This window comes from Ensifer sp. Root127, from assembly GCF_001425225.1.
Taxonomy (GTDB): domain Bacteria; phylum Pseudomonadota; class Alphaproteobacteria; order Rhizobiales; family Rhizobiaceae; genus Ensifer; species Ensifer canadensis.
On the sequence record NZ_LMDX01000051.1, the window covers coordinates 26,553 to 50,391 of the forward strand.

The window sequence follows — 23,839 nt, forward strand, 5'->3', positions numbered from 1 at the left end:
CAAAACAAGAACAGGGGCGCGGATGCCGCGCCCCTGCAAAGCCCTGGTAAGGGTTTCGCCTTAAACGTTGAAGGCCGCACCGATGAGCGTCTTGGTGTAAGGCTCCTTCGGTGCAGTGAAGATCCCGTCGGTATCGGCTTCCTCGACGATCTTGCCGTTCTTCATCACGATCACGTAGTCCGACATTGCCTTCACCACCGACAGATCGTGGCTGATGAAGATGTAGGACAGGCCGTGCGAGCGCTGTAGATCGCGCAGCAGCTCGATCACCTGGCCCTGGACGGAGCGGTCGAGCGCCGATGTCGGCTCGTCGAGAATAACCACCTTCGGCTTCAGGATCATGGCACGCGCGATCGCGATGCGCTGCCGCTGACCACCCGAAAACTCGTGCGGATAGCGGTTGCGCGAGGCCGGATCGAGCCCGACCTCCTTCAACGCTTCGATGGCACGACGGTCGCGATCGGCACGGCTAAGCGAGGGCTCGTGCACGTGAAGGCCTTCGGTGATGATTTCACCGACGGTCCTGCGCGGAGACAGCGAGCCGTAGGGATCCTGAAACACCAGCTGCAGCGCGCGCCGCAGCGGACGCATCTGGCCGCGGTCGAAGCCAGAGATGTCGGTCGTGCCGAAGCGGTAATAGCCGCTGCTCGGCAAAAGCCGCAGCAAGGCACGCCCGAGCGTCGACTTGCCGGAGCCGGATTCTCCGACAACGCCGATCGTCTGGCCCTCGCGAAGCCGCAGGTTGACCTTGTCGACCGCGCGGAAGACGGCATTGCCGCGGGTGAAAAACCCACCGCCGATCGCGTAGTCGACACAGACGTCCCGGCCTTCAAGGATGATCGGTGCGCTGTCTGCCGGAGGTGCCTTGCGGCCGCTCGGCTCGGCCGCGAGCAGCATCTTCGTGTAGTCGGCCTGCGGCCGCTCGAAGATGTCTGCGGTCGTTCCCTGCTCCACCACTTCGCCGCGGCGCATCACCGCGACGCGTTCGGCAAAGTGCTTGACGATGCCGAGATCGTGCGTGATCAGCACGATCGCCATGCCGAAGCGCTTCTGCAACGACTTCAGGAGATCGAGGATCTGAGCCTGGATCGTCACGTCAAGCGCTGTCGTCGGCTCGTCGGCAATCAAAAGGTCAGGCTCGTTGGCGAGCGCCATCGCAATCATCACGCGTTGACGCTGGCCGCCCGAAAGCTCGTGCGGATAGCTATCGATGCGCCGACCCGGCTCGGGGATGCCGACCAGTTCGAGCAGTTCCAGCACGCGCTTGCGCGCCTGCTTGAACGTGCCGCCGCGGTGGTGCACGATCGGTTCGGCGATCTGCCGGCCGATCGTGTAGAGCGGGTCGAGCGAGGTCATCGGCTCCTGGAAGATCATGGTGATCTTGGAACCGCGCACGCCGTTGAGCGCCTTGGGCGAAAGACCCACCAGCTCCTGACCGCGATAGCGGGCAGAACCGGTAACGGTGCCGTTCTTGGCGAGCAGTCCCATGATTCCCATCATGGTCTGGCTCTTGCCCGAGCCGGACTCGCCGACAACAGCCAGCGTCTCGCCGGTACGCACGTCGAGATCGATGCCCTTGACCGCTTCGACCGTCCCGTCAGGCGTTGAGAAATTCACCTTGAGGCCGCGAACGGCCAGGATGGTTTCGTTTGTGTCAGCCATATCAGCGGTCCTTCGGGTCGAGCGCATCGCGCAGGCCGTCGCCGACGAAGTTCAACGAGAACAGCGTCAGAACAAAGAAGATGGCCGGGAAGATCAGCAGCCAGGGCGCCGACTGGATGTTGTTGGCACCTTCCGAAATCAACGCTCCCCAGCTCGTCAGCGGCGCCTGAACGCCAAGGCCGAGGAAGGAGAGGAAGCTCTCGAGCAGGATCACCTTCGGCACGACGACGGTGACGAAAACGATGACAGGACCGATGGTGTTCGGAATGATGTGCCGGCGGATGATCTGCCAGTCCGTCAGGCCGAGCGCCTGGGCTGCACCGACAAACTCCCGCCGTTTCAGCGCCAGCGTCTGGCCGCGCACGATACGGGCCATATCCAGCCATTCGACCGCGCCGATCACCAGGAAGATCAGGATGAACGAGCGTCCGAAGAAGACCACGAGCACGACAACGAGGAAGACGAAGGGCAGAGAATACATGATCTCCACCAGTCGCATCATGACGTTGTCGACGCGGCCGCCGATATAACCCGACGTCGCGCCGTAGACGACGCCGATGCCGAGCGACACGAGACTTGCCAAGAGACCGACGGCAATCGAGATCTGGCCGCCGAGCATGACGCGCACCAGCAGATCGCGGCCGTTCGAATCGGTGCCGAACGGGAAATACTCGCGGTTGACCTGACCGGTCACCTTGAGAGTACGACCCTCGTCCTCCGTTGCCACGACCTGAGTGTCACGGAACTCGTTGGCACGATCGAAGTAGCGCGTCGCGCGGGCATCGATCGGCTGCTCCGAGGTGATCGTCGCGGTGAAGGTCTCACCGTCGATGTTGAACTCCTTGAGCGTGACGCGGGCACGTGTTGCGATCCCTTCCATCACCCCTTGCAGGGTGGATGTTTCCGGGCGCGGCTCGAGGCTCGGGCCGATATTCACGTAGGACGGGAACACCTGGTCGTAGGTATGCGGCGAAAACAGTGGTCCCAGGAACGAGAATATCGCGATGAGGGCCAGCATGACGCAGCCGGCCATGGCAGCGCGGTTGCGCTTGAAGCGCATGGCCGCCAGCTGGAAGAGGCTGCGCCCCTTGGTTTCCGGCGTTACCGCCGGCGTCTGGACGATATCAGTCATGGCGAACCCTCGGATCGAGCAGGCCGTAGAGAATGTCGACCAAAAGATTGAAAACGATAACGAAAATGGCGACGAGAATGACCGTGCCCATCACCAGCGTATAGTCGCGGTTGATTGCTCCAAGGACGAAGTAGCGACCGACGCCCGGAATGGTGAAGATCGTCTCGACCACAGCCGAACCGGTGAGCAATGCCGCCGCGCAAGGTGCGAGGTAGGAGACAACCGGCAGCATCGCGCCACGCATGGCGTGGGTGATGACGACTGTCCTTGCCGGAAGACCGTAGGCCTTGGCCGTTCGGATATGGTCGGTGTTCAGCGCCTCGATCATCGAACCGCGGGTAAGCCGCGCGAAGACCGCGAGCTGCGGCAGTGCGAGCGCGATCATCGGCAGGATCAGGAAGCGCAACGAACCGTCACCCCAACCGCCGGCCGGCAGCCAGGCTAGGACGATGGCGAAGACCAGCGTCAAGACAGGACCAACGACGAAATTCGGTACGGTGACGCCGAGCGTCGAGACCGACATGATCGTGAAGTCGAGGATGCTGTTTTGCCGGAGTGCAGCGATCGTACCGGCGGTAACGCCGCCGATCACGGCAAACAGCAGTGCGTACAGGCCGAGCTCCATCGAATAGGGCAAGCCCTTGCCGATCAACTGCGCGACGTTGTTATCCTTGTAGATATAGCTCGGGCCAAAGTCGCCGGTCACCGCATTGCTGAGATAGTGAACGTATTGGCGCCACAGGGGCTGATCGAGCTGATAGGTCGCCATCAGGTTCGCCATTGTTTGTGGCGGAAGAGGACGCTCGAGGTTGAAGGGGCCGCCAGGGGCAAACCGCATCAGAAAAAAGGAAATGGTGACGACAATAAACAAGGTCGGCACCGCACTCGCCAATCGGCGAAGGATGAAGGAAATCATTGACGTGCTCCGGAGGCGACGCGCGGCATTTTCACCGCGCGTCGTCCCTGTTCGTTATTCGGCGACGCTCAGGAACCGGCTCAAGTGCTGGTTCGGCGAGTTGTCCTGCCAGCCCTTGACGCGGTCGGAAACCAGCCACAGGTCGGCCTGGGTCAGAAGCGGAGCGATCGGCTGTTCCTTCATCAGCAGAGCTTCAGCTTCATGCAGCAGCTTGGAGCGAGCTGCCGGATCCTGCTCCTCGTAAGACTTCTTCATCAGCGCGTCGAATTCAGCGTTTTCGAAGTGGCCGTAGTTGAAGGTCTTGTTGGAGCTAAGGCTGAGAGCGAGGAAGTTCTCGGCGTCGGCGTAGTCGGCAACCCAGCCGGCGCGCGCAACGTTGAACTTGCCGCCTTCCTGCAGGTAGGCATAGTGCGAGGACACGTCGAGGTTCACCAGCGACACCTTGGCGCCGAAGGTGTTCTTCCACATGTCGGCAACGGCCGTTGCAACACGCTCGTGGTTCGGGTTGGTGTTGTAGCGCAGCTCGATTTCGAGCGGCTTGCCACCTTCGCCGTAACCGGCTTCCTTCATCAGAGCCAGTGCCTTGTCTTCGCGATCGAGCTGCGACAGGGTGCCGAACTCGGCCTTGGACGGATCACCGTAGCTCTCGATGCCCGGGGGCACCATCGAGTAGGCCGGCAGCTGCGAGCCGGCGTAGATTTCCTTGGCGAGGAAGTCGCGATCGACTGCCATCGACAGGGCCTGACGAACGCGAACGTCGCTATAGGGCTCCTGGCGGGTATCGAAGGCGTAGTAGTAGGTCGCGAGCGTCGGCGAAACATGAACCTGTTCGCCATGGGACTTGCGCAGACGATCGAGCTGATCGGCCGAGAAGTTGTAGGCGAGATCCATTTCCTTCGCTTCGAAGCGGCGAACCGAGGCGGCCTGGTCGTCGATCGGGTAGAAGATGACCTTGTCGAGCTTGACGTTGGCGGCATCCCAGTAGTTGGGGTTCTTGACGGCGGTCAGGCTGTCGTTCGGAACGTGCGCGGCGAGCGTGAATGCACCGTTCGAAACCATGACGCCCGGCTTGACGAAGTCCGCGCCATTCTTTTCGACGCTTGCCTTGCTGACCGGAAGTGCCGTCTGGTGCGCCAGCAGCTCGAGGAAGAACGGGGTCGGGCGCTCAAGCGTGATTTCGAGCGTCTTGTCGTCGACAGCCTTCATGCCGAGCTGGTCGGTCGGCAGTTCACCCTTGTTGACCTTTTCGGCGTTCTTGATCGGGAAGAGAATGTTGGCGTAGCCGGCCGCGACCTTCGGGTCTTCGACACGGCGGAACGAGAAGACGAAATCTTCTGCAGTCAACGGTGAACCGTCGGACCACTTCGCGTCAGCGCGCAGCTTGAAGGTATAGACCGTACCGTCGTCCGAAAGCTCCCACGTTTCGGCTGCACCCGGGACGATCTTGCCCGAGGCGTCATAGATCGTCAGGCCTTCGTAGAGATCCTTGAGGATGAACTCTTCGATGTTGATCGACGTATGGGCCTGGTCCAGCGTCTGCGGCTCACCGGCGTTGCCACGATGCAGGACAGCTTCGGCAAGAGCCGGGCTTGCTCCGATGAGCAACGAGCCGATCAGCGCGGCGGCGCTTAGGTTGAGTTTCAGTGATGCCATTTTGTTTCTCTCCTTCCCCTTTTTTGGGTTTGTGATCGCAGGAGAGAAGTGCAAATCTTTCTCGAACGCAAGGCGGATTCTGCAACCTGCTGCATCTTTATCTATAGAGCTGTAATTTTACGAAATCACAGGTTGTATTTCGTTTGCGGTCCTTTTCGTCGTTTTTGCGACGCAGGTGTGACAACCGGGCGGCAATCCACGCGTTTTTACTGCAACGTTTTAGATGCTGGCGCCGCTCTGTCCCCAGAACGGCAAGAATCGGCCCTGATGCAAATTTCGTGAATTCAAGGCGCAGTTTACGTAATGTGCGGAAAGAAACAGAGCCTTTGCCGCAATCTTCTTGCAAAGCGTTCACTCAGCAGCGACACTGTGTTTCCCTATAGGTGTTTTCTATCTCGGTGCAACCCGCCATCAGCACGCGGAAAAGTGGTATTGACCTTCCCCGACCCGCTCGTCCGTGGCGCACCACTAGAAAGCGAAACGGTTAGATCCGCTGTGTTGCATCCAGTCCACAGTAAAATCGATTGAAGCGGCTTCGGTGCCCCTCGCAGGCTGCCTCTTGACCGTTGCCAAACCACTTTGATGAACTATTGTGCGCCAGACTTCGGTGGGCGCGACCATTTCGCACGCGTTGCCACGTCGCACGACAATCCGGCCATCGACTTTGCGTCGATGCAAGCACGTGCGGCACTACGCCGGACCATTTTTCGTGGCGCACAAGGCTGTGCCGAAACACTAAAGGGAGATATCGAATGGCATTGATCACATTGCGGCAACTGCTCGACCATGCGGCGGAGAACGACTACGCGCTGCCGGCGTTCAATGTGAACAATCTCGAATACATTCAGGCCGTCATGCGCGCTGCTGACGCCACTGATTCCCCCGTCATCCTGCAGGCAAGCCGCGGTGCTCGCTCCTATGCGGGCGATGCGTTCCTGCGCCATCTCATCCTTGGTGCGGCGGAAGAATATCCGCACATTCCCGTTTGTCTGCATCTCGATCACGGCGACCAGCCGTCGACCTGCATTTCGGCGATCACCAACGGCTTCACCTCCGTCATGATGGACGGTTCGCTGGAAAAGGACGGCAAGACCGTCGCCAGCTATGAATACAATGTCGCGGTCACCGCCGAAGTCGTGAAGATCGCCCATGCGGCCGGCGTTTCCGTTGAAGGCGAACTTGGCTGCCTCGGCAACCTGGAAACCGGCGCTGGCGACAAGGAAGACGGCCACGGCTTCGAAGGCAAGCTGTCGCGCGAGGAGCTGCTCACCGATCCGGAACAGGCCTTCGACTTCGTCACCAAGACCGGCGTCGATGCGCTGGCCGTTGCCATCGGCACGAGCCATGGCGCCTACAAGTTCACCCGCGAGCCGGATGGCGAGATCCTGTCGATCGAGACGATCGCAAAGATCAACAAGCGCCTGCCGAACACCCACCTCGTCATGCACGGCTCGTCCTCGGTTCCGAAGGATCTGCAGGACCTGTTCAACACCTATGGCGGCAAGATGAAGCCGACCTGGGGCGTTCCGGTGTCGGAAATCCAGAAGGCGATCCCGCTCGGCGTGCGCAAGGTCAACATCGACACCGACCTGCGTCTGGCCATGACCGGAACGATCCGCAAGAACTTCGCTGAAAACCCGGAGAATTTCGACCCGCGCACCTACCTAAAGCCAGCAACGGCTCTCATGACCGAAGTTTGCAGGGAGCGTTTCGAAGCCTTCCGCACCGCCGGCAAGGCATCGAAGATCCGCACCCTGCGCTTGCCGGAGATGGCAAAGCGCTACGCAGCCGCCTGATCCGCGAACCGGCCGCCCCTCTTCCCAATGGAACGACGGGAACGGGGGTGGCCTGTTCGAGCGCTTGGCGACAGACAACAGTCGGCGCGCGGCCCGTGATCAAGCGGCCGCGCGCCGATTTCGTTTCGATCGCGATGGCTGGTTCGGCGACCAGCGATATCCAAGTACTCACTCGGCCCCAGCGCTCATTCAGGCGCGGCGCTCGCCCGCCGCTTCGTGCTCGTAAAGCTGATCCATGCTCAAGGTGGCCACGTCAGCGAAAGGCGTCTGGCTTTTCACCCGGCCACCGCCGAGGATGACGACCTCGTCGCAAAATGAAATCGTGCTGCGGTGATGACTGATGACGATGGTCGTGCGGTGCCCGGCCCTCGATTTCAGCGTCTCGACGATGGCCGCTTCGGACAGGCCGTCGACCGCGTTGGTGGCTTCGTCCAGGATCAGGATCTCGGGGTCGCGCACGAGGGCTCTGGCCAGGGCAACCCGCTGCCGCTGCCCCGCCGAGAGGCTGGCGCCTCTGTATCCGACGACGGTTTGATAACCCTGCGGCAGGCTTTCGATGAAGCCGTGTGCTTCGGCCATCCTGGCCGCGTGCTCCACTTCTGCGGTCGTCGCCTCCCGGCCATAGGTGATGTTCTCCAGGATCGTACCATCCACCAATTCCAGGTCCTGGCTGGCGAGCGCGATCTGGTTCCGCCACTGAACCGGGTCTATCCGGTTCAGGGGGATACCATCGACGAGGATCTGCCCCTCGTCCGGTTCGACGAAGCGGCATAACAGATTGACGATCGTGGTTTTCCCGGCACCGGACCGGCCGATGACCGCCGTCGAGCGGCCGCCACGGATATTGAATGTCGCGGCATGCAGCACCACGGCACGCGAGCCAGAACTCGGATATCGGAAGGTCACCCGATCAAATCTCAGCTGCTGTCGCAGACAATCGAATGGCTCCCTCCCCTCGGGTGGCTTTGGCTTGTCGGATGCGTCCAACAGCCACCGCACCTCCTCCAATGAGCCGCTCCAGCCCTGGATCTGGCTCCAGGACAATTGCAGCGCACGCACGTGCGGCTGCAATCGATAGAGCAGGACCACGAAGGCAACGATGACGGGAAAGCTGACGCCGACAGACCAGGCGGCGACAACAACAGCCAGGAAGAGGGCGGAGTGGAGCGTCTCGGTGAGTGGCGGCAGCACGCCCTGACGGGCCTGTAGCGAGAACCCGGCGCGTCTGACCGCATCCGACGCCGTATCGAACACGGCCTTCTCCCGCGCCTCCTGGCCGAATATCCGTATCAAACGACCGGCATGAACAAGATGGAGCATTCGAGCCGCAAGCTCGCTGTTAAAGGAGGTGACTTCTCGGCTCGGCCCCTTGAGGGTTGCAGACAGGACGTAGTGCACGAGCTGGACGAGAACGAGGCCGAGCGCCACGAACAGCGTCATCTGCCAGGACAGAAGTAGGAGGAATGCCAGGAGAATGACGGCGGCCGAGCCATTCACGATCGCCGCAAGGACGGTCTGGATTGCATCGGAGGCCCGCCAGGACTCATTTGAAATGATGTTGAGCAGGCGCCCCGGATTCTCCTTCATGAAAAAGGGATAGCCGACCCGCAGGAGCTGACCCGACAGGGCGCTGCGGATCGAGTGTCCTGCCTTGCCGTTGATGAAGGTCGCGAGCACGGTGTTGGCAAAGGCGATGACGTTCTTGAGCGCGATCAAGGCAAAAGCCGCGCCTGCGATGACAATCAGCCGCTCGCCGTCGTCCAGCCCCGACCCGACCTGTTGGAACAGCGAGGAGACGCCGTTCAATGCCGCTGGATCCTGATCGCCGGCAATGATGCCCAGCATGGGGATGATGAGGCCGATACCGACGCCCTCGAGTGCTGCGCTGCAAAGGCCGAGAATCACCACGGCCGGAAGCAGACGCATTTGTCCGCCGAGCGCATCGCGCAATAGCTGCAGGCCCGGCAAGAAGATTCTGAACATGGCGACCGTCCTCAGCGGTGGAGTTGCTCTTCGGCCCGTTGCTCGGCCGGACCTGGCGATCGCTCCGCGACGAACAGGCCCACGAACTTGAGGGCACCGAGCAGGTTCATGAAAACGATCGGCCAGTGCGATAGGTGCAAGACGGGGTCGAACCGGGCGCCACCGAAGATTTCCCCGAACGCCGACCTGACGGTCCAACAGAAATGCCGCAGCAGCCACGGCGCGGTGCGCAGGTGCTTCAGGCAAAGCGCGCCATTGCCGAAGCTGTAGTTGCAATGAAGCGTCTCGATTGCCGCCCGTGCGCGACGGCCGTGATGATGGAAGACGACCATGTCGGGGACATATTCGACGGGGATACCAAGTCGATCGGCGCGCACGAGATAATCGGTGTCCTCTGCCGACAGCAACGGCGCACCGGCGCCAAACCGTTCGTCGAAGGGGCCGACGCGCAATGCGACCTCACGATGCATTGTCATGTTGCAGCCCAGCACGAAGCCGCCTGGATGAACCTCATGCGTCAGCCGTTCGCGCACGTTCGACCGTTTGATGGTGAATGGCAAGTCGGCGGGGTTGCCGAGCTCGACACGGCCGCCGCGGATGACCCCGCCCCCGCCGCCTGCACAGTGGTGTTCCAGATCGCGCAGATAGCCGACGTCGACTTCGCAGTCATCATCAATGAAGATCAGGATCCTGCCGCGTGCATGTGCCATTGCGGTATTTCTTGCGACAGCCAGGCCCGGTCGGGTCTCGACGGCATGCGTGATCGCCATGGGTGACGCGGCCGCAATCCGGCTGATGCGATCGGGTGTGCCGTCCGTTGAGCCGTTATCCACCACAACAAGCTCGCATCGCACTGTGGCATGGGAGCGGCACGCCGCCTCGATCGATCGGATACAGGCATCGAGCGCCTCAACGCGGTTGCGCGTGCAGACGATGAAGCTTGCGAAGGTCTCTTCGCGCGCGGCCGACGTCGGCACCCACGGCGTCTCCGTCGCGTTCGCGCATCCATTTGCCGCCCATGCCGGGCGTTCGACTGTCATATTAGACCGGGCCATGACGAGGAAGGACGTTCGCTGCCGGCACCGACTGCAGGTATCGCGACAGGGCATCCATGCGCCTCATCGCAGCCAGCGACATGCTGCTGCACCAGGGCGCATGAACGCCTGCGATGAGGCCGTATCGCTCCCGGCGCCGGATAAGCCCCCATTTGTCCGTCCGCGTTAGGAACTCATGGGTGAGCTGCGGCCGCCGCTCGTCGCTGACAAGCTGGTAGAGGAAATAGAAGAGGTTCAAGGCGCCTTCCTCATAGCCGGCGCGGCCTTGCTTCGGGTACCCGGAAATCCTGTCTTCGAGCGCCAGAATGCTGTTCGCAGCATTTCCGATCGTCTCGGCCGTGACGGCAAGGCCGATGTCATTGAGCGCCTGGGGATTGTCGCAAAGACGTTCGCGCTCGAGGTTTTCAGCAACAATCTTCAAGTGGGTACGGCGCATTTGGCGCTTGTGCTTGTTCGTCACGCTGTTGCCATGGATACGATAGGCGACCATGGCCTCGTCGATCATCATCGCCGGAAAACGGTCGGTGACACGCCGGAAGAGATCGAAATCCTCCGCATGCACATAAAGCGCGTCATATGTGAGCATATCCTCCGGAATGACATGCCTGTTGTAGACGACGGTCGAGTGCATGAAGATCGTGAAGAACATCGACAGCGCCTTCAGGTTCTCCGGCCGATAGATCGGATTGGGCGTGCCGCGGACGATACGATCGCCGATGAGCGTATCGATGCCGGTGCCGCACAGCGCGAGCTGCGGCTGTTGCATGAACAGCGACACCTGCCGCGACAGCCGTGACGGATAGGAAATGTCGTCGGCATCCATCCGGGCGATGAGATCGCCCTTTGCCAGAGCGAGACCTTCGTTCAAGCTCGCGATCAAACCGCGGTTCTCGCGGGAGATGATAGTGACGCGGTCATCGGCCTTTTGATAACGCCGCATGATTTCCAGTGAGCGATCACGCGAACCATCGTCGATGGCGATGATCTCCAGCCGCTGGTAGTCCTGCCTCAGAATGCTCTCAAGCGCCGCGGCGAGATAGGACTCGGCGTTGTAGACGGGCACCAGGACGGAAACCAACGGAACGGTCATGAACAATCTCGAACACTATTGCAGATCTGAGGCTTGAAGCGCGTTTCCCCGGCCAGCGGCGTCAGCACGATAAGCCGGATGCGGCCGCTCGTCCCCTCGCCCCTGAAACCAGTCGACAGTGCTTCCAGCACTCGCGGATGGTGCACTTGGCCGACCGTTGGCACGAAGATAGGGAAAGTGCCGCTTCAAGCCGTTGAGCGGCCTCTCTAACGCCAGCCAGGAGAACGCCGCCACGACCAGAGTGGCGGCACCTGCGACGACCAAGCGCCCAACGCCCTGTTCCGAAACGTTGACCGGTATCCACCCCTGCGCCTTGACGACCAGCGCCAGCACGACCGGATGAAACAGGTAGACGCCATAGCTGACACGCCCAAGCGCAGTTAGCGGCGGGAGTTCCAGCAACCTGCCGAAATCGCCACGAAACCCGGCGGAAGCGGTGCCGACCAACATTACAAGCGAGACGAGAGGCAAAACTTCGAGACCGATCCAAACGATCCAATCAAGTGCCGGCCCCACCGGCATCGATCGACCCCAAAGCAGCACGAGGGATAATATGGAAAACGGCAGCCAACTGACTGTCATCCATCGCGGCCAGGCCGTGGCCGTCGATCGGTGAACAGCCAAGAGGGCACCAGCCGCCAGCGCATCCATCGATGCCGGAGGCAGCAGGTCTCGTGCAAGCGAGGGCTCCCCCGTGAGCGGCCAATAAAATCGGTATGCCAGCGAACAGGCGATGACGCCGATGCAGAGCCGCCCGATCCAGTGGCGCGGCGTCAGCAGAATGAGGAGCGGCCAGACGATGTAGAATTGTTCTTCAATGCTCAGGCTCCAGGTGTGGCAGAGCACCCACGGCGTCCACGCATCCTTGAGCGCGTACCAGAAGTTCGAGAGATAAAGCGCGTGCCATGCCCAGCCTTCCCTGGCGCCTTCCAGGTTGACCAGCCACACGAAGCCAAGCATGCCGAAATAGGGTGGGAAGATGCGCAGGGCACGGCGGATATAGAACGACCTGAGGGTCGTCGCTGCTTCGAACTGAGCCGCGGAACGCGCGTCGAGGAGCAGCCGCGTTATCAGAAAGCCGCTGAGCACGAAGAACATCCGCACGCCGAGATGCCCCCAATGGGAATCATCGGCGGCAAAGAAATGCGCGTACAGCACCATCAAAACGGCAACGGCTCTCAATCCGTCCAGTTGCCGGTCGCGCATAGTCAGCATTCAACGTCCCCTCGGAGTTCCGACCGCTGCGGTCTACTTCCTGTGGAGCCAACTCCGTGGTCAGCTACGATTTTTGCCGCGAGGTTGCCATTTGCTTCGAAGAAGCGCGAAGGGTCCGGTCGGTCGCAAGACGCGTTGAGGGCGGCCCCCAAAACCTTAGGGCCGAATAGGGCCAAACTTTGACCGCTTGATTGGCAAGCGCGCGCATTTACCGGCGGCTGGCGGCTGACGCCACGCCTGCAAATTCGGTCGCCGCTGCAGAACCGCACCGCAAGCGCTTGTTTCGTTTCAGAAACGAGCGTCCTCCAGTCAGCCCGAGGGTTAGAACGTGGGCGGCGTGTTGATCCAGAGAAGAACCGTTTCGCCGTCATGCCGGTTGGTCCACGCATGGCGGCGTTTGCTTTCGAAGTAGAGCGAATCGCCGGCGCTCAGGTCGTAAAACTGATCGCTGTCGAGAATGAACTCGACACGCCCCGAAAGCACATAGACGAATTCCTCGCCTTCATGCCGATAGGCGCCTTCGCTCGAAGCACCCGGCTCCAGCACGAAGCGATGGCAATCCATCTGGTTGCGACCGTCGGCCAAAAGCTGCACGGTGACACCGGGCGTCGTCTTCGGCCAGGTGCGCCATTCTCCCGCACGGACAACGGCTCGACCATCGGTCTCCTCTTCGCCCGACAGGCTCGATACCGTCGACCCGAAATATTCGGCGATGTTGTGCAGAACAGCGACAGACACGCCCTGCGAGGTTCTCTCGAGCGTCGAGAGGACAGAAGCGGCAATGCCGACGTCGCCTGCGACCTGTTCGAGAGTCTGGCCGGCGGCATGCCGCAGACTGCGCAGCTTGCGACCGACCTGATTGTCGAGACCGCTTTCGCCCGGTGCGGGCGCGTCGTCGTCCCCGGCCGCTTCCGCTTCGAGCGCTTCCCTGATGGCCGCGGGATTGAGACCGCGCTCGACCCGGAACCAGGAAATGCGTTTCAGCCGGGCGAGATCGCCTTCGGTGTATTGCCGGTGGCCCGTCGGTGAGCGCTCGGGCACGACCAGTCCTTGGGTTTCCCACAATCGGAGCGTCGAGGCGGATACACCCGCCAGCCGTGCAGCCTCGGCAACCTTGTAGCGCACGCCGCCCATTTTCTGTTTCCCTGTTTCGATCGCGGGTGCCGGCGCGAATCTGCGCCGCGCCTGCGCGTTGGCGAACTTACCTGCCGGGCATGACCTTTTACAAGAATGCGTCATCAGCGCCGGTGTTCTCTCGATCACCAAATTTGATTTGCATTCCATTTTGAAAGATGTACCACTTCCCAGACAATCTTGCAGAAAAAATGCAATATATTGCCTCCGCCAGCAACAGGACACGCGCCATGACTAGCCTCACCGATCGTAAGAACGCTGCCATTTCCCGCGGCGTCGGCATGACCACGCAGATCTACGCCGACCGTGCGGAGAACGCCGAAATCTGGGACAAGGAAGGCAACCGCTACATCGACTTTGCCTCGGGCATTGCAGTCGTCAACACCGGCCACCGCCACCCGAAGGTGATCGCCGCCGTCAAGGCGCAGCTCGATCGCTTCACCCACACCTGCCATCAGGTCGTGCCCTACGAGACCTATGTGCATCTCGCCGAACGCCTCAATGCGCTTGCGCCCGGCGACTTCGCCAAGAAGACGATCTTCGTCACGACCGGCGCGGAAGCCGTTGAAAATGCAGTGAAGATCGCCCGCGCGGCGACTGGCCGCCAGGCCGTGATCGCGTTCGGCGGCGGCTTCCATGGCCGGACCTTCATGGGCATGGCGCTCACCGGCAAGGTGGTCCCGTACAAGGTCGGCTTCGGCGCCATGCCGGGCGACGTCTTCCACGCCCCCTTCCCGATCGAGCTGCACGGCGTCACCGTCGACCAGTCGCTGGCGGCGCTGAAGAAGCTCTTTGCCGCCGATGTCGATCCGGGTCGCGTGGCCGCAATCATCATCGAGCCGGTGCAGGGCGAAGGCGGTTTCTACCCGGCTCCGCCGACCTTCATGAAGGCGCTGCGCGAAATCTGCGACCAGCACGGCATCCTCTTGATTGCCGACGAAGTTCAAACCGGCTTTGCCCGGACGGGCAAGATGTTTGCCATGGACCATCATGAGGTCGCGCCCGACCTGATGACGATGGCAAAGAGCCTTGCCGGCGGCTTCCCGCTCGCTGCCGTCACCGGCCGTGCCGAGATCATGGACGCACCGGCGCCGGGCGGCCTTGGCGGCACCTATGGCGGCAACCCGCTCGGCATCGCCGCCGCGCATGCCGTACTCGACGTCATCGCGGAAGAGAACCTCTGCGAACGTGCCGAACTGCTCGGCGGTCGTCTGAAGCAGCGCCTCGCCGCAATCCGCGAACAGGCGCCCGAGATCGTCGACATCCGCGGCCCCGGCTTCATGAACGCCGTGGAATTCAACGATGTGAAGACTAATCTGCCGAGCGCCGACTTTGCCAACAAGGTGCGCCTGATTGCGCTCGACAAGGGTCTGATCCTGCTGACCTGCGGCGTGCACGGCAACGTCATCCGTTTCCTCGCGCCGATTACCATCCAGGACAACGTCTTTGCCGAGGCGCTCGACATCCTTGAGGCATCGATCCTCGAAGCACGCGGTTGACGCTTTGCCGGGCGACCGCTAACGCGGTTGTCCGGGCCGATGAAATGGCTCCGGGTGTCGGGAGGAACGACACCCGCAAGAACAAACAGGAAGCGGGTCGGTCGGCGTGCGACAGGCATCGCTGGAGGACGCCCATCATGACCCTGACGCCGGCTTTGACCAAACACTTGCGCGACGGCGAACTGTTTTCCGCCTTGGACCGCATAGCGCATTTCGCCGGGAGCTGGACGGGCGAGGCCTTCGACGTCTTCAATCCGTCTACCGGCGAGCTTCTGGCGTCGTTGCCGGATATGGGCATCGAACAGGCGAGTGCGGCGATCGACGCGGCAGCCGCCGCGCAAACCCTTTGGGCGGCAAAGCCCGCCAAGGATAGAAGTGCCGTGCTTCGACGTTGGCACGACCTGATCATCGCCCATGCCGACGATCTCGCCGCCATCCTGACCGCCGAAATGGGCAAGCCGGTCGGAGAATCGAAAGGCGAAGTGCTGCACGCGGCCGCCTATGTCGAATGGTATGCCGAGGAAGCCAAGCGCATCTACGGCGAGACCTTTCCGGCTCCGGCCAATGACCGCCGCATGCTGGTCATCAAGCAACCCGTTGGCGTAGTCGGCACGATTACCCCGTGGAACTTCCCGGCCTCGATGGTCGCCCGCAAGATCGCTCCAGCACTCGCCGCCGGCTGCGCCATTGTCCTGAAACCTGCCGAACAGACGCCGCTCGTTGCCGGAGCCCTGTTCGTCCTGGCCGAGAAGGCGGGTTTCCCGGCCGGCGTCGTCAATCTGCTCTACGCCTCGGAAGGTGCTGCGATCGGGCGGGAACTCTGCAGTAACCCCAAGGTTCGCAAGATCAGCTTTACCGGCTCGACGGAAGTCGGGCGCCTGCTGATGCGCCAGTGCTCCGACCAGATCAAGAAGGTCAGCCTGGAACTCGGCGGCAACGCGCCCTTCATCGTCTTCGACGATGCCGATATCGACGAGGCGGTCGATGGCGCCGTCCAGGCGAAGTTCCGCAATGCCGGCCAGACCTGTGTTTCGGCAAACCGCATCTATGTGCAATCGGCGGTGCATGACGCATTCGCCGAGAAATTCGTCGCACGCGTGGCCGAACTCTCGGTCGGGGACGGCTTTTCCGCCGGCGTCACGATCGGGCCGATGATCGACCGGCACGCGATCGAGAAGATCGAAGCCCATGTCGCCGATGCCGTGTCCAAGGGCGCCGAGGTGCGCAGCGGCGGTCATCGCCTCGGCACGTCAGGAACCTTCTTCGAACCGACGGTGCTGACCGGCATTTCGACCGACATGCGCATCGCCCAGGAAGAGACATTCGGCCCGATTGCCCCGATCATCCGCTTCGAGACCGCCGAACAGGTGATCGCCGAGGCAAATGATACGATCTATGGCCTCGCCGCCTACTTCTATGCCGAGAACCTCAAGCGCGTCTGGCATGTGGCCGAGGCACTCGAATACGGCATGGTCGGCATCAACACCGGCCGCATGTCTTCGGAGGCCGCCCCCTTCGGCGGCATCAAGCAATCCGGCATCGGCCGCGAGGGCTCCCGTCACGGGCTCGAAGACTATCTGGAGATGAAGTATCTCTGCATGGGCAACATCTGAGCGTTGCCTTCCACGTGAACTGCTTGAACCTCTCGCCTCGCCGCTGATCGCAATGTTTGTGGACTGCGGCGGGCGCAATGCCTGCCGGTACCCGGCCTGTCATAAACAGCACTTGAAATTGATCGGCGGGCTTGCCAATTGGGGCAGGAACCAAGGAACCATAGGAGTTGCCACCGCGATGAGCGAAGCTGAAATGTCCGTCGAGAAACATGTCTTTGAAGCCGATGTAGCCAGGCTGCTCCATCTCATGGTGCACTCGGTCTATTCCGACAAGAACGTCTTCCTCCGCGAACTGATTTCGAACGCCGCGGACGCCTGCGAGAAGTTGCGTTACGAGGCGATCGTCTCGCCGGAACTGCTGGCAGGCGATACGAACCCCAGCATCAAGCTGACGCTCGATGAGGAAAACAACCGCCTCATCGTCGAGGACAATGGCATCGGCATGAGCCGCGACGAACTCGTCGAGGCGCTCGGCACCATCGCCCGTTCAGGCACGCGCGCCTTCATGGAGCGCATCGAAGCCGCACAGGGCAAGGAAGGCGCGCAGCTCATCGGCCAGTTCGGCGTCGGCTTCTACTCCGCCTTCATGGTCGCCGACAATGTCGACGTCGTCTCGCGCCGCGCCGGTTCGGACCACGCCTGGCACTGGTCGTCGGACGGCAAGGGCAGCTACACGGTCGCAGCCGCCGATCGTGCTGACGCACCGGCACGCGGCACGCGCATCACCCTGCATCTTATGGAAGATGCCAAGACCTACACCTCGCGCTGGACGGTCGAGCGCATCGTCAAGGACCAGTCCGGCCACGTTCCGGTTCCGATCTCGATCGTCGAAAAGCCCGGTGCCGAACCGGTTTCCGTCGGCGACGGCACGGCGCTCTGGACCAAGCAGAAGAGCGAGATTTCCAAGGAAGACTACGCCGACTTCTATCGGGGCGTTTCGGGCCAGTACGACGATCCGGCATTGACGGTGCATTTCCGCGCCGAGGGCCGGCACGAATATACGGCACTTGCCTTCGTGCCCGGCTCCAAGCCCTTCGACCTCTTCGATCAGGACCGCAAGGGCCGGATGAAGCTCTACGTCAAGCGCGTCTTTATCACCGACGAGGCGGAATTGCTGCCGCGTTACCTGCGCTTCGTGCGGGGTCTGGTCGACACCTCGGACCTTCCGCTCAACGTCTCGCGCGAGATGATCCAGGAAAGCCCGCTGCTGTCGAGCATCCGCAAGGGATTGACCAACCGCGTGCTGACGGCGATCGAAAAGCTGGCGGAGAGCGATCGCGAGGCCTTCGACAAGATCTGGGAAAACTTCGGCAGCGTGCTCAAGGAAGGCATTTACGAGGACTTCGAACGCCGTGCCCAGCTGATCTCGCTTTCCCGCTTCCGCACGACCACCTCGGAAGACGGTCACCGCAGCCTTGCCGACTACGTCAAGGACATGAAGGACGGCCAGTCGGCGATCTACTACCTGACGGGCGACAACCTGGCCCAGCTCAAGGCATCGCCGCAACTTGAAGGCTTCCGTGCACGCGGCATCGAAGTGCTGTTGCTGACCGACCCGGTTGACAGCTTCTGGGTGACGTCGGCACCGGACTTCGAAGGCAAGCCGATGAAGTCGATCACGCAGGGCTCGGCCGATCTGGGCAGTGTCGCAAAGCCGGAGGGCAGTGCCGACAGCGCACCCGAGGCAAGCCAGGCGGTGGCGGATTTCGTCGCCTTCGCCAAGGAAACGCTTGGGGACGCCGTGTCGGAAGTTCGCACGTCCGATCGCCTGACGGAAAGCGCCGTATGCCTGGTCGCGCCCGAGAATGGCCCCGACCGCCAGCTCGAAAAGATGCTGCAGGGCGCCGGCCGCCTCGACGGAGCGGCAAAGCCGATCCTCGAGATCAATCCCGGCCATGCGCTGATTGCCGCAATCGCCGCCTGCCCGGCCGATGACAGCGCGTTTCGGACTGACGCCGTTCAGCTTCTGCTCGACCAGGCGCGCGTCCTCGATGGCGACAAGCCGCAGGATCCACGCGCATTCGCCGAGCGCCTGTCACGCGTCTTCAACCGGGCGCTCAAGGTTTAACGCACCGGTTCAAGCACCTGTAATTGCAGCGATGAAAGGGTGAGAGGGAGAAATCCCTCTCACCCTTTCGCTTTTTCGGGCGCAGCCGTCATGCCGATCTCCGCCAGCACCTCCGCCGTATGCTCGCCGAGACGCGGAACACCGCGGTCAAGCACCAGCGAGGCATCGGAAAAACGGATCGGCGTACGGACGCCCGGCGACGTTCCACCGGCCGCACCGGAATGCGGCGTGTCGATCTGCATCTGCCGATGCACGACCTGCGGATCGGCAAAGACGTCGGCGACCGTGTTGATCGGACCGCCCGGCACGCCTGCCTCTTCCAGCAATGTCAAAAGCGCGTCCCGTTCGTACCTTGCCGTTTCGGCGCTAAGCGCCGGTGTCAGGCTCTCGCGATTCTGGACGCGGGAGGCATTGGTCAGATAGCGCTCGTCCGTCGCCAGATCGCCGCGGCCAAGCAGGTTGCAGAACTTGACGAACTGGCGGTCATTGCCGACGGCGACAATCAGGTGCCCGTCCGCCGTCGGGAACACCTGGTAGGGTGCGATGTTCGGGTGGGCGTTGCCAAGGCGGCGCGGCGCCTTTCCCGAGACGAGAAAATTGAGCGCCTGATTGGCGAGCACGCCGGTCATGCAATCAAGCAAGGCCATGTCGATCTGCTGGCCCTTACCGGTTCGCTCGCGCTGCGCCAATGCCGCCTGGACGGCGATGACGCCATAAAGCCCGGTGAAGATATCGGCAAAAGCGACGCCGATCTTCTGCGGTTCACGATCCGGCTCGCCGGTCAGATCCATGATCCCGCTCATGCCCTGGACGATATAGTCGTAGCCGGCGCGATGCGCATAGGGACCATCCTGACCGAAGCCCGTGACCGAGCAATAGATCAGGCGTGGATTGACCTTCTTCAGGCTCGCGTAGTCGAGACCATATTTCTCGAGGCCGCCGACCTTGAAGTTTTCCAGCAGGACATCGGATTGTGCCACCAGCCGCCGCACCGCCTCCTGCCCTTCCTCGGTCGTGAAATCGAGCACGACCGAGCGCTTGCCGCGATTGCAGGCGTGGAAATAGGCCGCGTCGAGCTTCTCCCCCTCCTCGCCGGCGACAAATGGGGGCCCCCAGGTGCGGGTGTCGTCACCCGCCGGGCTCTCCACCTTGATGACGTCGGCGCCGAGATCGGCGAGCGTCTGGCCGATCCAGGGACCGGCGAGAATGCGGGCCAGCTCAAGAACGCGAATACCCTTCAGTGGCGCTTCCATGATCGGCCGCTCAGAAAAAGGCCTGGAGGCCGGTCTGGGCGCGGCCGAGGATCAGCGCATGAACGTCGTGCGTGCCCTCATAGGTGTTGACTGTCTCGAGGTTCACCATGTGGCGCATCACCTGATATTCCTCGGAGATGCCGTTTCCACCATGCATGTCGCGGGCCATGCGGGCGATATCGAGCGCCTTGCCGCAATTGTTGCGCTTGACGATCGAAATCATTTCCGGCGCCATCCGGCCCTCATCCATCAGGCGGCCAACGCGCAGCGAACCCTGAAGTCCGAGCGAGATCTCCGTCTGCATGTCTGCGAGCTTCTTCTGGAAGAGCTGCGTCTGCGCGAGCGGGCGGTTGAACTGCTTGCGGTCGAGACCGTATTGACGAGCGGCGTGCCAGCAGAACTCGGCCGCGCCAAGCGCACCCCAGGAAATGCCGTAGCGGGCGCGGTTGAGGCAGCCGAACGGGCCCTTGAGCCCCTCGACGTTCGGCAGCAGCGCATCTTCGCCGACCTCGACATTGTCCATGACGATTTCGCCGGTGATCGAGGCGCGCAGCGACAGCTTGCCGGCAATCTTCGGCGCCGAGAGGCCCTTCATGCCCTTGTCGAGCACGAAGCCACGAATGGCATTGCCATGGGCTTCGGACTTTGCCCAGACGACAAAGACATCGGCGAGCGGCGCATTGGAGATCCACATCTTCGAACCGACGAGACGGTAGCCGTTCTCCGTCTTTATGGCGCGGGTCTTCATGCCGCCGGGGTCGGAACCGGCGTCAGGCTCCGTCAGGCCGAAGCAGCCGATCCATTCGCCGCTGATCAGCTTCGGTAGATACTTCTGCTTCTGCTCCTCCGAGCCGTAGGCGTAGATCGGGTAGATGACCAGCGAGGATTGCACGCTCATCATCGATCGGTAGCCCGAATCGACGCGCTCGACTTCGCGGGCGACAAGGCCATAGGCGACATAGGAAGCGCCGACACCGCCGTAGGTCTCCGATACGGTCGCGCCGAGCAGACCGAGTTCGCCCATTTCCCGGAAGATTTCGGGATCAGTCGATTCTTCGCGATAGGCAGCGATGACCCGCGGCTGCAGGCGATCCTGTGCATAGGCTCGCGCCGTGTCGCGGATCATGCGCTCGTCCTCGGTCAACTGATCTTCGAGGAGGAACGCGTCGTCCCATTGAAATTGCGTCTTGCCGGCCATGTTTCTCTCCCATCGGATTTTTCCACTTGCGGTTATGGCAAGCAGAACCAAGGCTTTCAAACGAAATTGAGGCACCGCCTCATGCGTCTGCGGAATGGCCTCGCTGAGCGCCACACAATCGGCTGTGAAGTGCCGCAGGACTCCTTGCGCGCTACACATTGGGCGCGCCACCGGTCGCCAGGTGCCGTTCATGTTGCAAATCCGTCGAAATATAGCGACAAGGGTCGGGTTCACTTGGCGGCGCTCGTCGTGACCGCGCCGCGCCAGTGCCACGCTAAAGGTCCATGCTCGTACCCGCCAATGGCCAACGACCGCTTAGAACGCTTTGCTCACAATCTCGACTGGAACTTGCTGCGCACATTCGTCGTCGTGGTGGAGGAAGGCAGCATCACCGCTGCGGCCAACAGGCTCCTGCTGCAGCAGCCGGCCGTCAGCATGGCGCTCAAGCGGCTCGAACAGACCGTTGGGCAAAAGCTCATCGACCGCCGCCCGGGCCGCTTCGACCTGACCGATGCCGGCGCCCGATTGCACGCGCAGTGCCGCGACATCTTCGCGGCCGTCATCCGGCTTCCCAACGTCCTTGAAACGGTGGGCGAGGAAATCACCGGCCACCTCAACATTCATGTCGTCAGCCATGCCCACAACCCGGCCTGGGACCGGAAGCTCGAGAGCTTCTTTATCCAGCATCCGAAGGTAACGATTTCGGTGACGGTCGCCACGACTGTGGACGTTCTGAGCGCAGTCGAACGCAACATCGCGACGATGGGTCTTTGCGACGGCAACATCCCCGCCTGGCTGAACAAGAGCTTCCACGTACGTGAGCGCTATGCGCTTTACTGCGGCCGCGAGCATCCCCTGTTCGGCGTCGAGGGTGTTGATTTCAACGATCTTCGCGGCAATGCCTACATCGCGTTCATCGCCGATGTGCTCGGCGGACAGCATATGAACTCCGTGACGGCAGTGCGCGCCATTGGCTCGTTTGGCCAGCAGGTTCGGGCCGTCTCCTGCAATGTCGAGGAAGTGATGCGGCTGATCGCCTCCAACGTCGGCATCGGCATGCTGCCGGATCATCTGGCAGCGCCCGCCGTCGCCGGCGGACGACTTTGGCAACTGCCGCCCTACCACAACCTGCCAACGACGGATGTGTTTCGCATCTCCAACCCGAACTCGATTCTCAATCCGGCCGAAGCCGCCTTCCTTACGCATGTGGCCGATACCGCGCCGCTTGATCACTGCCTTGATCATCAGCAGAATTGATAGCGACATTTCCCGTTATAAATTTGAACGCGTAACACGCGCTGCCTATGGTCCCACCAAATCAGGAGCGGGGTTGGGACATGCGTGAATTTGATGTGGCAATCGTTGGTGGCGGCATTGCCGGCCTTTCGCTGGCCTTTTTTCTGGCACCGCACCGCTCCGTTGCCGTCATCGAGCGGGAAGACGGGCTCGGTTATCACAGCACCGGGCGCTCCGCGGCCGAATTCGTTCTGCGGTACAACGCCCCTGAAGTGTGCAAGCTCGCGGCGATCTCCAAGACTTTCTTCGATCAGCCTCCCGAAGGCTTTTCCGACGTACCGCTGTTGAAGCAGCGTGGCGGCGTCATGATCGCCAATGCGGAGAAAGCGGCACGACTTGAGGCGGTGTTTGCCGAGGAAAGCGCTGTCAATCCCGACCTGCGAAGGCTGACCGTCGACGAAGCAATCACCCGCGTACCGATTCTTCGGCGCGACTATGTGGCGGCCGCATTTTATGACCCGAACTTCTGGGACATCGAGGTCGAGAACCTGCTGCAGGGTTACTTGCGCGGCGCACGTCGCCATGGCGCCGAGGTGATTGAGCGCAGCGACATCGTGGCTCCGCGCCGCGAGGCAAATGGCTGGGTGCTTTCGACGAATGCCGGCGAGATCCATGCCCAGGTCATCGTCAATGCGGCTGGCGGCTGGGCCGATCCGGTCGCAAGCCTCTTCGGCGTGGCGCCGGTCGGCATCGTGCCGCATCGCCGCAGCGCGATCACCGTGGACCTGCCCACCGAAATCGATGCCCTGACAATGCCCGAGATCAACGAGATCGACGAGGACTTCTATATGAAGCCCGAAGGCGGACGGCTGCTTGCCTCTCCCGCCGACGCCACGCCGTGCGAACCGACGGACGTGCAGCCCGAGGAGATCGATGTCGCCTGGGCCGCACACTACGTGGAAGAGGCGACGACCGTCCCGGTCCGCCGCATCTTCAAGAGCTGGGCCGGCTTGCGCAGCTTTTCACCGGACAAATTGCCGGTGATCGGTCACGCCAAGGATCGACCGGATTTCTTCTGGCTTGCCGGCCAGGGCGGCTACGGCATTCTGACGTCGCCGGCACTGGGCGCGCTTGCCGCAAACCTGCTGATTGGCCTACCGGCGCCCGAAAGCTTCGCCGCAAACGGCCTTGACCCCGTCGGTTTCAACCCCGAGCGCTTCCTGAGGTAGCGACAACGCACCTCCATCCCGCTGCGATTGTCACATTCCGTTAAGGATGTCGGCGAGGCTGTGAACTGTAACATAAACTACAAGAAACTGACATTTCGCTTTCATGA

The 23,839-nt window shown here is 61.9% G+C and carries 17 protein-coding genes; 6 read left to right on the top strand and 11 right to left on the bottom strand.

The window, feature by feature from the left end:
- Nucleotides 1-60 precede the first annotated feature (60 nt).
- From ASD03_RS31360 to ASD03_RS31375, 4 genes are read right to left on the bottom strand one after another with little or no spacing between them, the layout of a single operon-like run.
- Nucleotides 61-1,662, bottom strand: a complete 1,602-nt coding sequence (locus tag ASD03_RS31360; RefSeq protein ID WP_025428692.1) for an ABC transporter ATP-binding protein — start codon at nucleotides 1,660-1,662, stop codon at nucleotides 61-63.
- A 1-nt stretch (nucleotide 1,663) separates the two neighbouring features.
- Nucleotides 1,664-2,794: an ABC transporter permease subunit gene (locus ASD03_RS31365; RefSeq protein WP_057218043.1), complete on the bottom strand. Its 1,131-nt coding sequence runs from the start codon at nucleotides 2,792-2,794 to the stop codon at nucleotides 1,664-1,666.
- Nucleotides 2,787-3,710, bottom strand: a complete 924-nt coding sequence (gene oppB / locus ASD03_RS31370; RefSeq protein WP_057218045.1) for an oligopeptide ABC transporter permease OppB — start codon at nucleotides 3,708-3,710, stop codon at nucleotides 2,787-2,789. Before oppB ends, ASD03_RS31365 begins: the two co-directional genes overlap by 8 nt.
- Nucleotides 3,711-3,764: 54 nt before the next feature.
- Nucleotides 3,765-5,363 carry a peptide ABC transporter substrate-binding protein gene (locus tag ASD03_RS31375; RefSeq protein WP_025428689.1) on the bottom strand — a complete coding sequence of 533 codons (1,599 nt, stop codon included), beginning with the start codon at nucleotides 5,361-5,363 and terminating at the stop codon, nucleotides 3,765-3,767.
- Between the two features lie 752 nt (nucleotides 5,364-6,115).
- On the opposite strand from ASD03_RS31375, the gene fba reads away from it, so the two are divergent.
- The gene (gene fba, locus ASD03_RS31380; protein ID WP_053248972.1) at nucleotides 6,116-7,159 is read left to right on the top strand and encodes a class II fructose-bisphosphate aldolase; all 1,044 of its coding nucleotides are present in this window, start codon (nucleotides 6,116-6,118) and stop codon (nucleotides 7,157-7,159) included.
- 189 nt (nucleotides 7,160-7,348) lie between these two features.
- Here fba and ASD03_RS31385 read toward each other — a convergent pair whose 3' ends face one another.
- The 5 genes from ASD03_RS31385 to ASD03_RS31405 form a co-directional block, all read right to left on the bottom strand.
- Nucleotides 7,349-9,142, bottom strand: coding sequence for an ABC transporter ATP-binding protein (locus ASD03_RS31385; RefSeq protein ID WP_057218047.1), 1,794 nt, complete (start codon nucleotides 9,140-9,142; stop codon nucleotides 7,349-7,351).
- A gap of 11 nt (nucleotides 9,143-9,153) precedes the next feature.
- Nucleotides 9,154-10,119, bottom strand: coding sequence for a glycosyltransferase family A protein (locus ASD03_RS31390; RefSeq protein WP_057218294.1), 966 nt, complete (start codon nucleotides 10,117-10,119; stop codon nucleotides 9,154-9,156).
- A gap of 64 nt (nucleotides 10,120-10,183) precedes the next feature.
- A complete protein-coding gene (locus ASD03_RS31395) occupies nucleotides 10,184-11,287 on the bottom strand; it encodes a glycosyltransferase family A protein (RefSeq protein WP_057218049.1) in 1,104 nt (367 codons plus the stop codon).
- Between the two features lie 15 nt (nucleotides 11,288-11,302).
- Nucleotides 11,303-12,502: an acyltransferase gene (locus ASD03_RS31400; RefSeq protein WP_057218051.1), complete on the bottom strand. Its 1,200-nt coding sequence runs from the start codon at nucleotides 12,500-12,502 to the stop codon at nucleotides 11,303-11,305.
- A gap of 321 nt (nucleotides 12,503-12,823) precedes the next feature.
- The gene (locus tag ASD03_RS31405; RefSeq protein WP_057218053.1) at nucleotides 12,824-13,636 is read right to left on the bottom strand and encodes a cupin domain-containing protein; all 813 of its coding nucleotides are present in this window, start codon (nucleotides 13,634-13,636) and stop codon (nucleotides 12,824-12,826) included.
- A 230-nt stretch (nucleotides 13,637-13,866) separates the two neighbouring features.
- Here ASD03_RS31405 and ASD03_RS31410 point away from each other — a divergent pair, with 230 nt between their 5' ends.
- The 3 genes from ASD03_RS31410 (at nucleotide 13,867) to htpG (ending at nucleotide 18,816) form a co-directional block, all read left to right on the top strand.
- The gene (locus ASD03_RS31410) at nucleotides 13,867-15,135 is read left to right on the top strand and encodes a 4-aminobutyrate--2-oxoglutarate transaminase (protein WP_057211377.1); all 1,269 of its coding nucleotides are present in this window, start codon (nucleotides 13,867-13,869) and stop codon (nucleotides 15,133-15,135) included.
- A 137-nt stretch (nucleotides 15,136-15,272) separates the two neighbouring features.
- Nucleotides 15,273-16,748: an NAD-dependent succinate-semialdehyde dehydrogenase gene (locus ASD03_RS31415; protein WP_057218055.1), complete on the top strand. Its 1,476-nt coding sequence runs from the start codon at nucleotides 15,273-15,275 to the stop codon at nucleotides 16,746-16,748.
- A 178-nt stretch (nucleotides 16,749-16,926) separates the two neighbouring features.
- Nucleotides 16,927-18,816, top strand: coding sequence for a molecular chaperone HtpG (htpG, locus tag ASD03_RS31420; RefSeq protein ID WP_057218057.1), 1,890 nt, complete (start codon nucleotides 16,927-16,929; stop codon nucleotides 18,814-18,816).
- Between the two features lie 59 nt (nucleotides 18,817-18,875).
- On the opposite strand, the gene ASD03_RS31425 is transcribed toward htpG, so the two are convergent.
- Together ASD03_RS31425 and ASD03_RS31430 are read right to left on the bottom strand one after the other, a co-directional pair.
- Nucleotides 18,876-20,069, bottom strand: a complete 1,194-nt coding sequence (locus ASD03_RS31425) for a CaiB/BaiF CoA-transferase family protein (RefSeq protein ID WP_057218059.1) — start codon at nucleotides 20,067-20,069, stop codon at nucleotides 18,876-18,878.
- A gap of 10 nt (nucleotides 20,070-20,079) precedes the next feature.
- A complete protein-coding gene (locus ASD03_RS31430) occupies nucleotides 20,080-21,267 on the bottom strand; it encodes an acyl-CoA dehydrogenase (protein ID WP_057218061.1) in 1,188 nt (395 codons plus the stop codon).
- 300 nt (nucleotides 21,268-21,567) lie between these two features.
- Here ASD03_RS31430 and ASD03_RS31435 point away from each other — a divergent pair, with 300 nt between their 5' ends.
- Together ASD03_RS31435 and ASD03_RS31440 are read left to right on the top strand one after the other, a co-directional pair.
- Nucleotides 21,568-22,524: a LysR family transcriptional regulator gene (locus ASD03_RS31435; RefSeq protein ID WP_057218063.1), complete on the top strand. Its 957-nt coding sequence runs from the start codon at nucleotides 21,568-21,570 to the stop codon at nucleotides 22,522-22,524.
- A gap of 80 nt (nucleotides 22,525-22,604) precedes the next feature.
- Nucleotides 22,605-23,732, top strand: a complete 1,128-nt coding sequence (locus ASD03_RS31440; protein WP_057218065.1) for an FAD-binding oxidoreductase — start codon at nucleotides 22,605-22,607, stop codon at nucleotides 23,730-23,732.
- The last annotated feature ends 107 nt before the right edge of the window (nucleotides 23,733-23,839 follow it).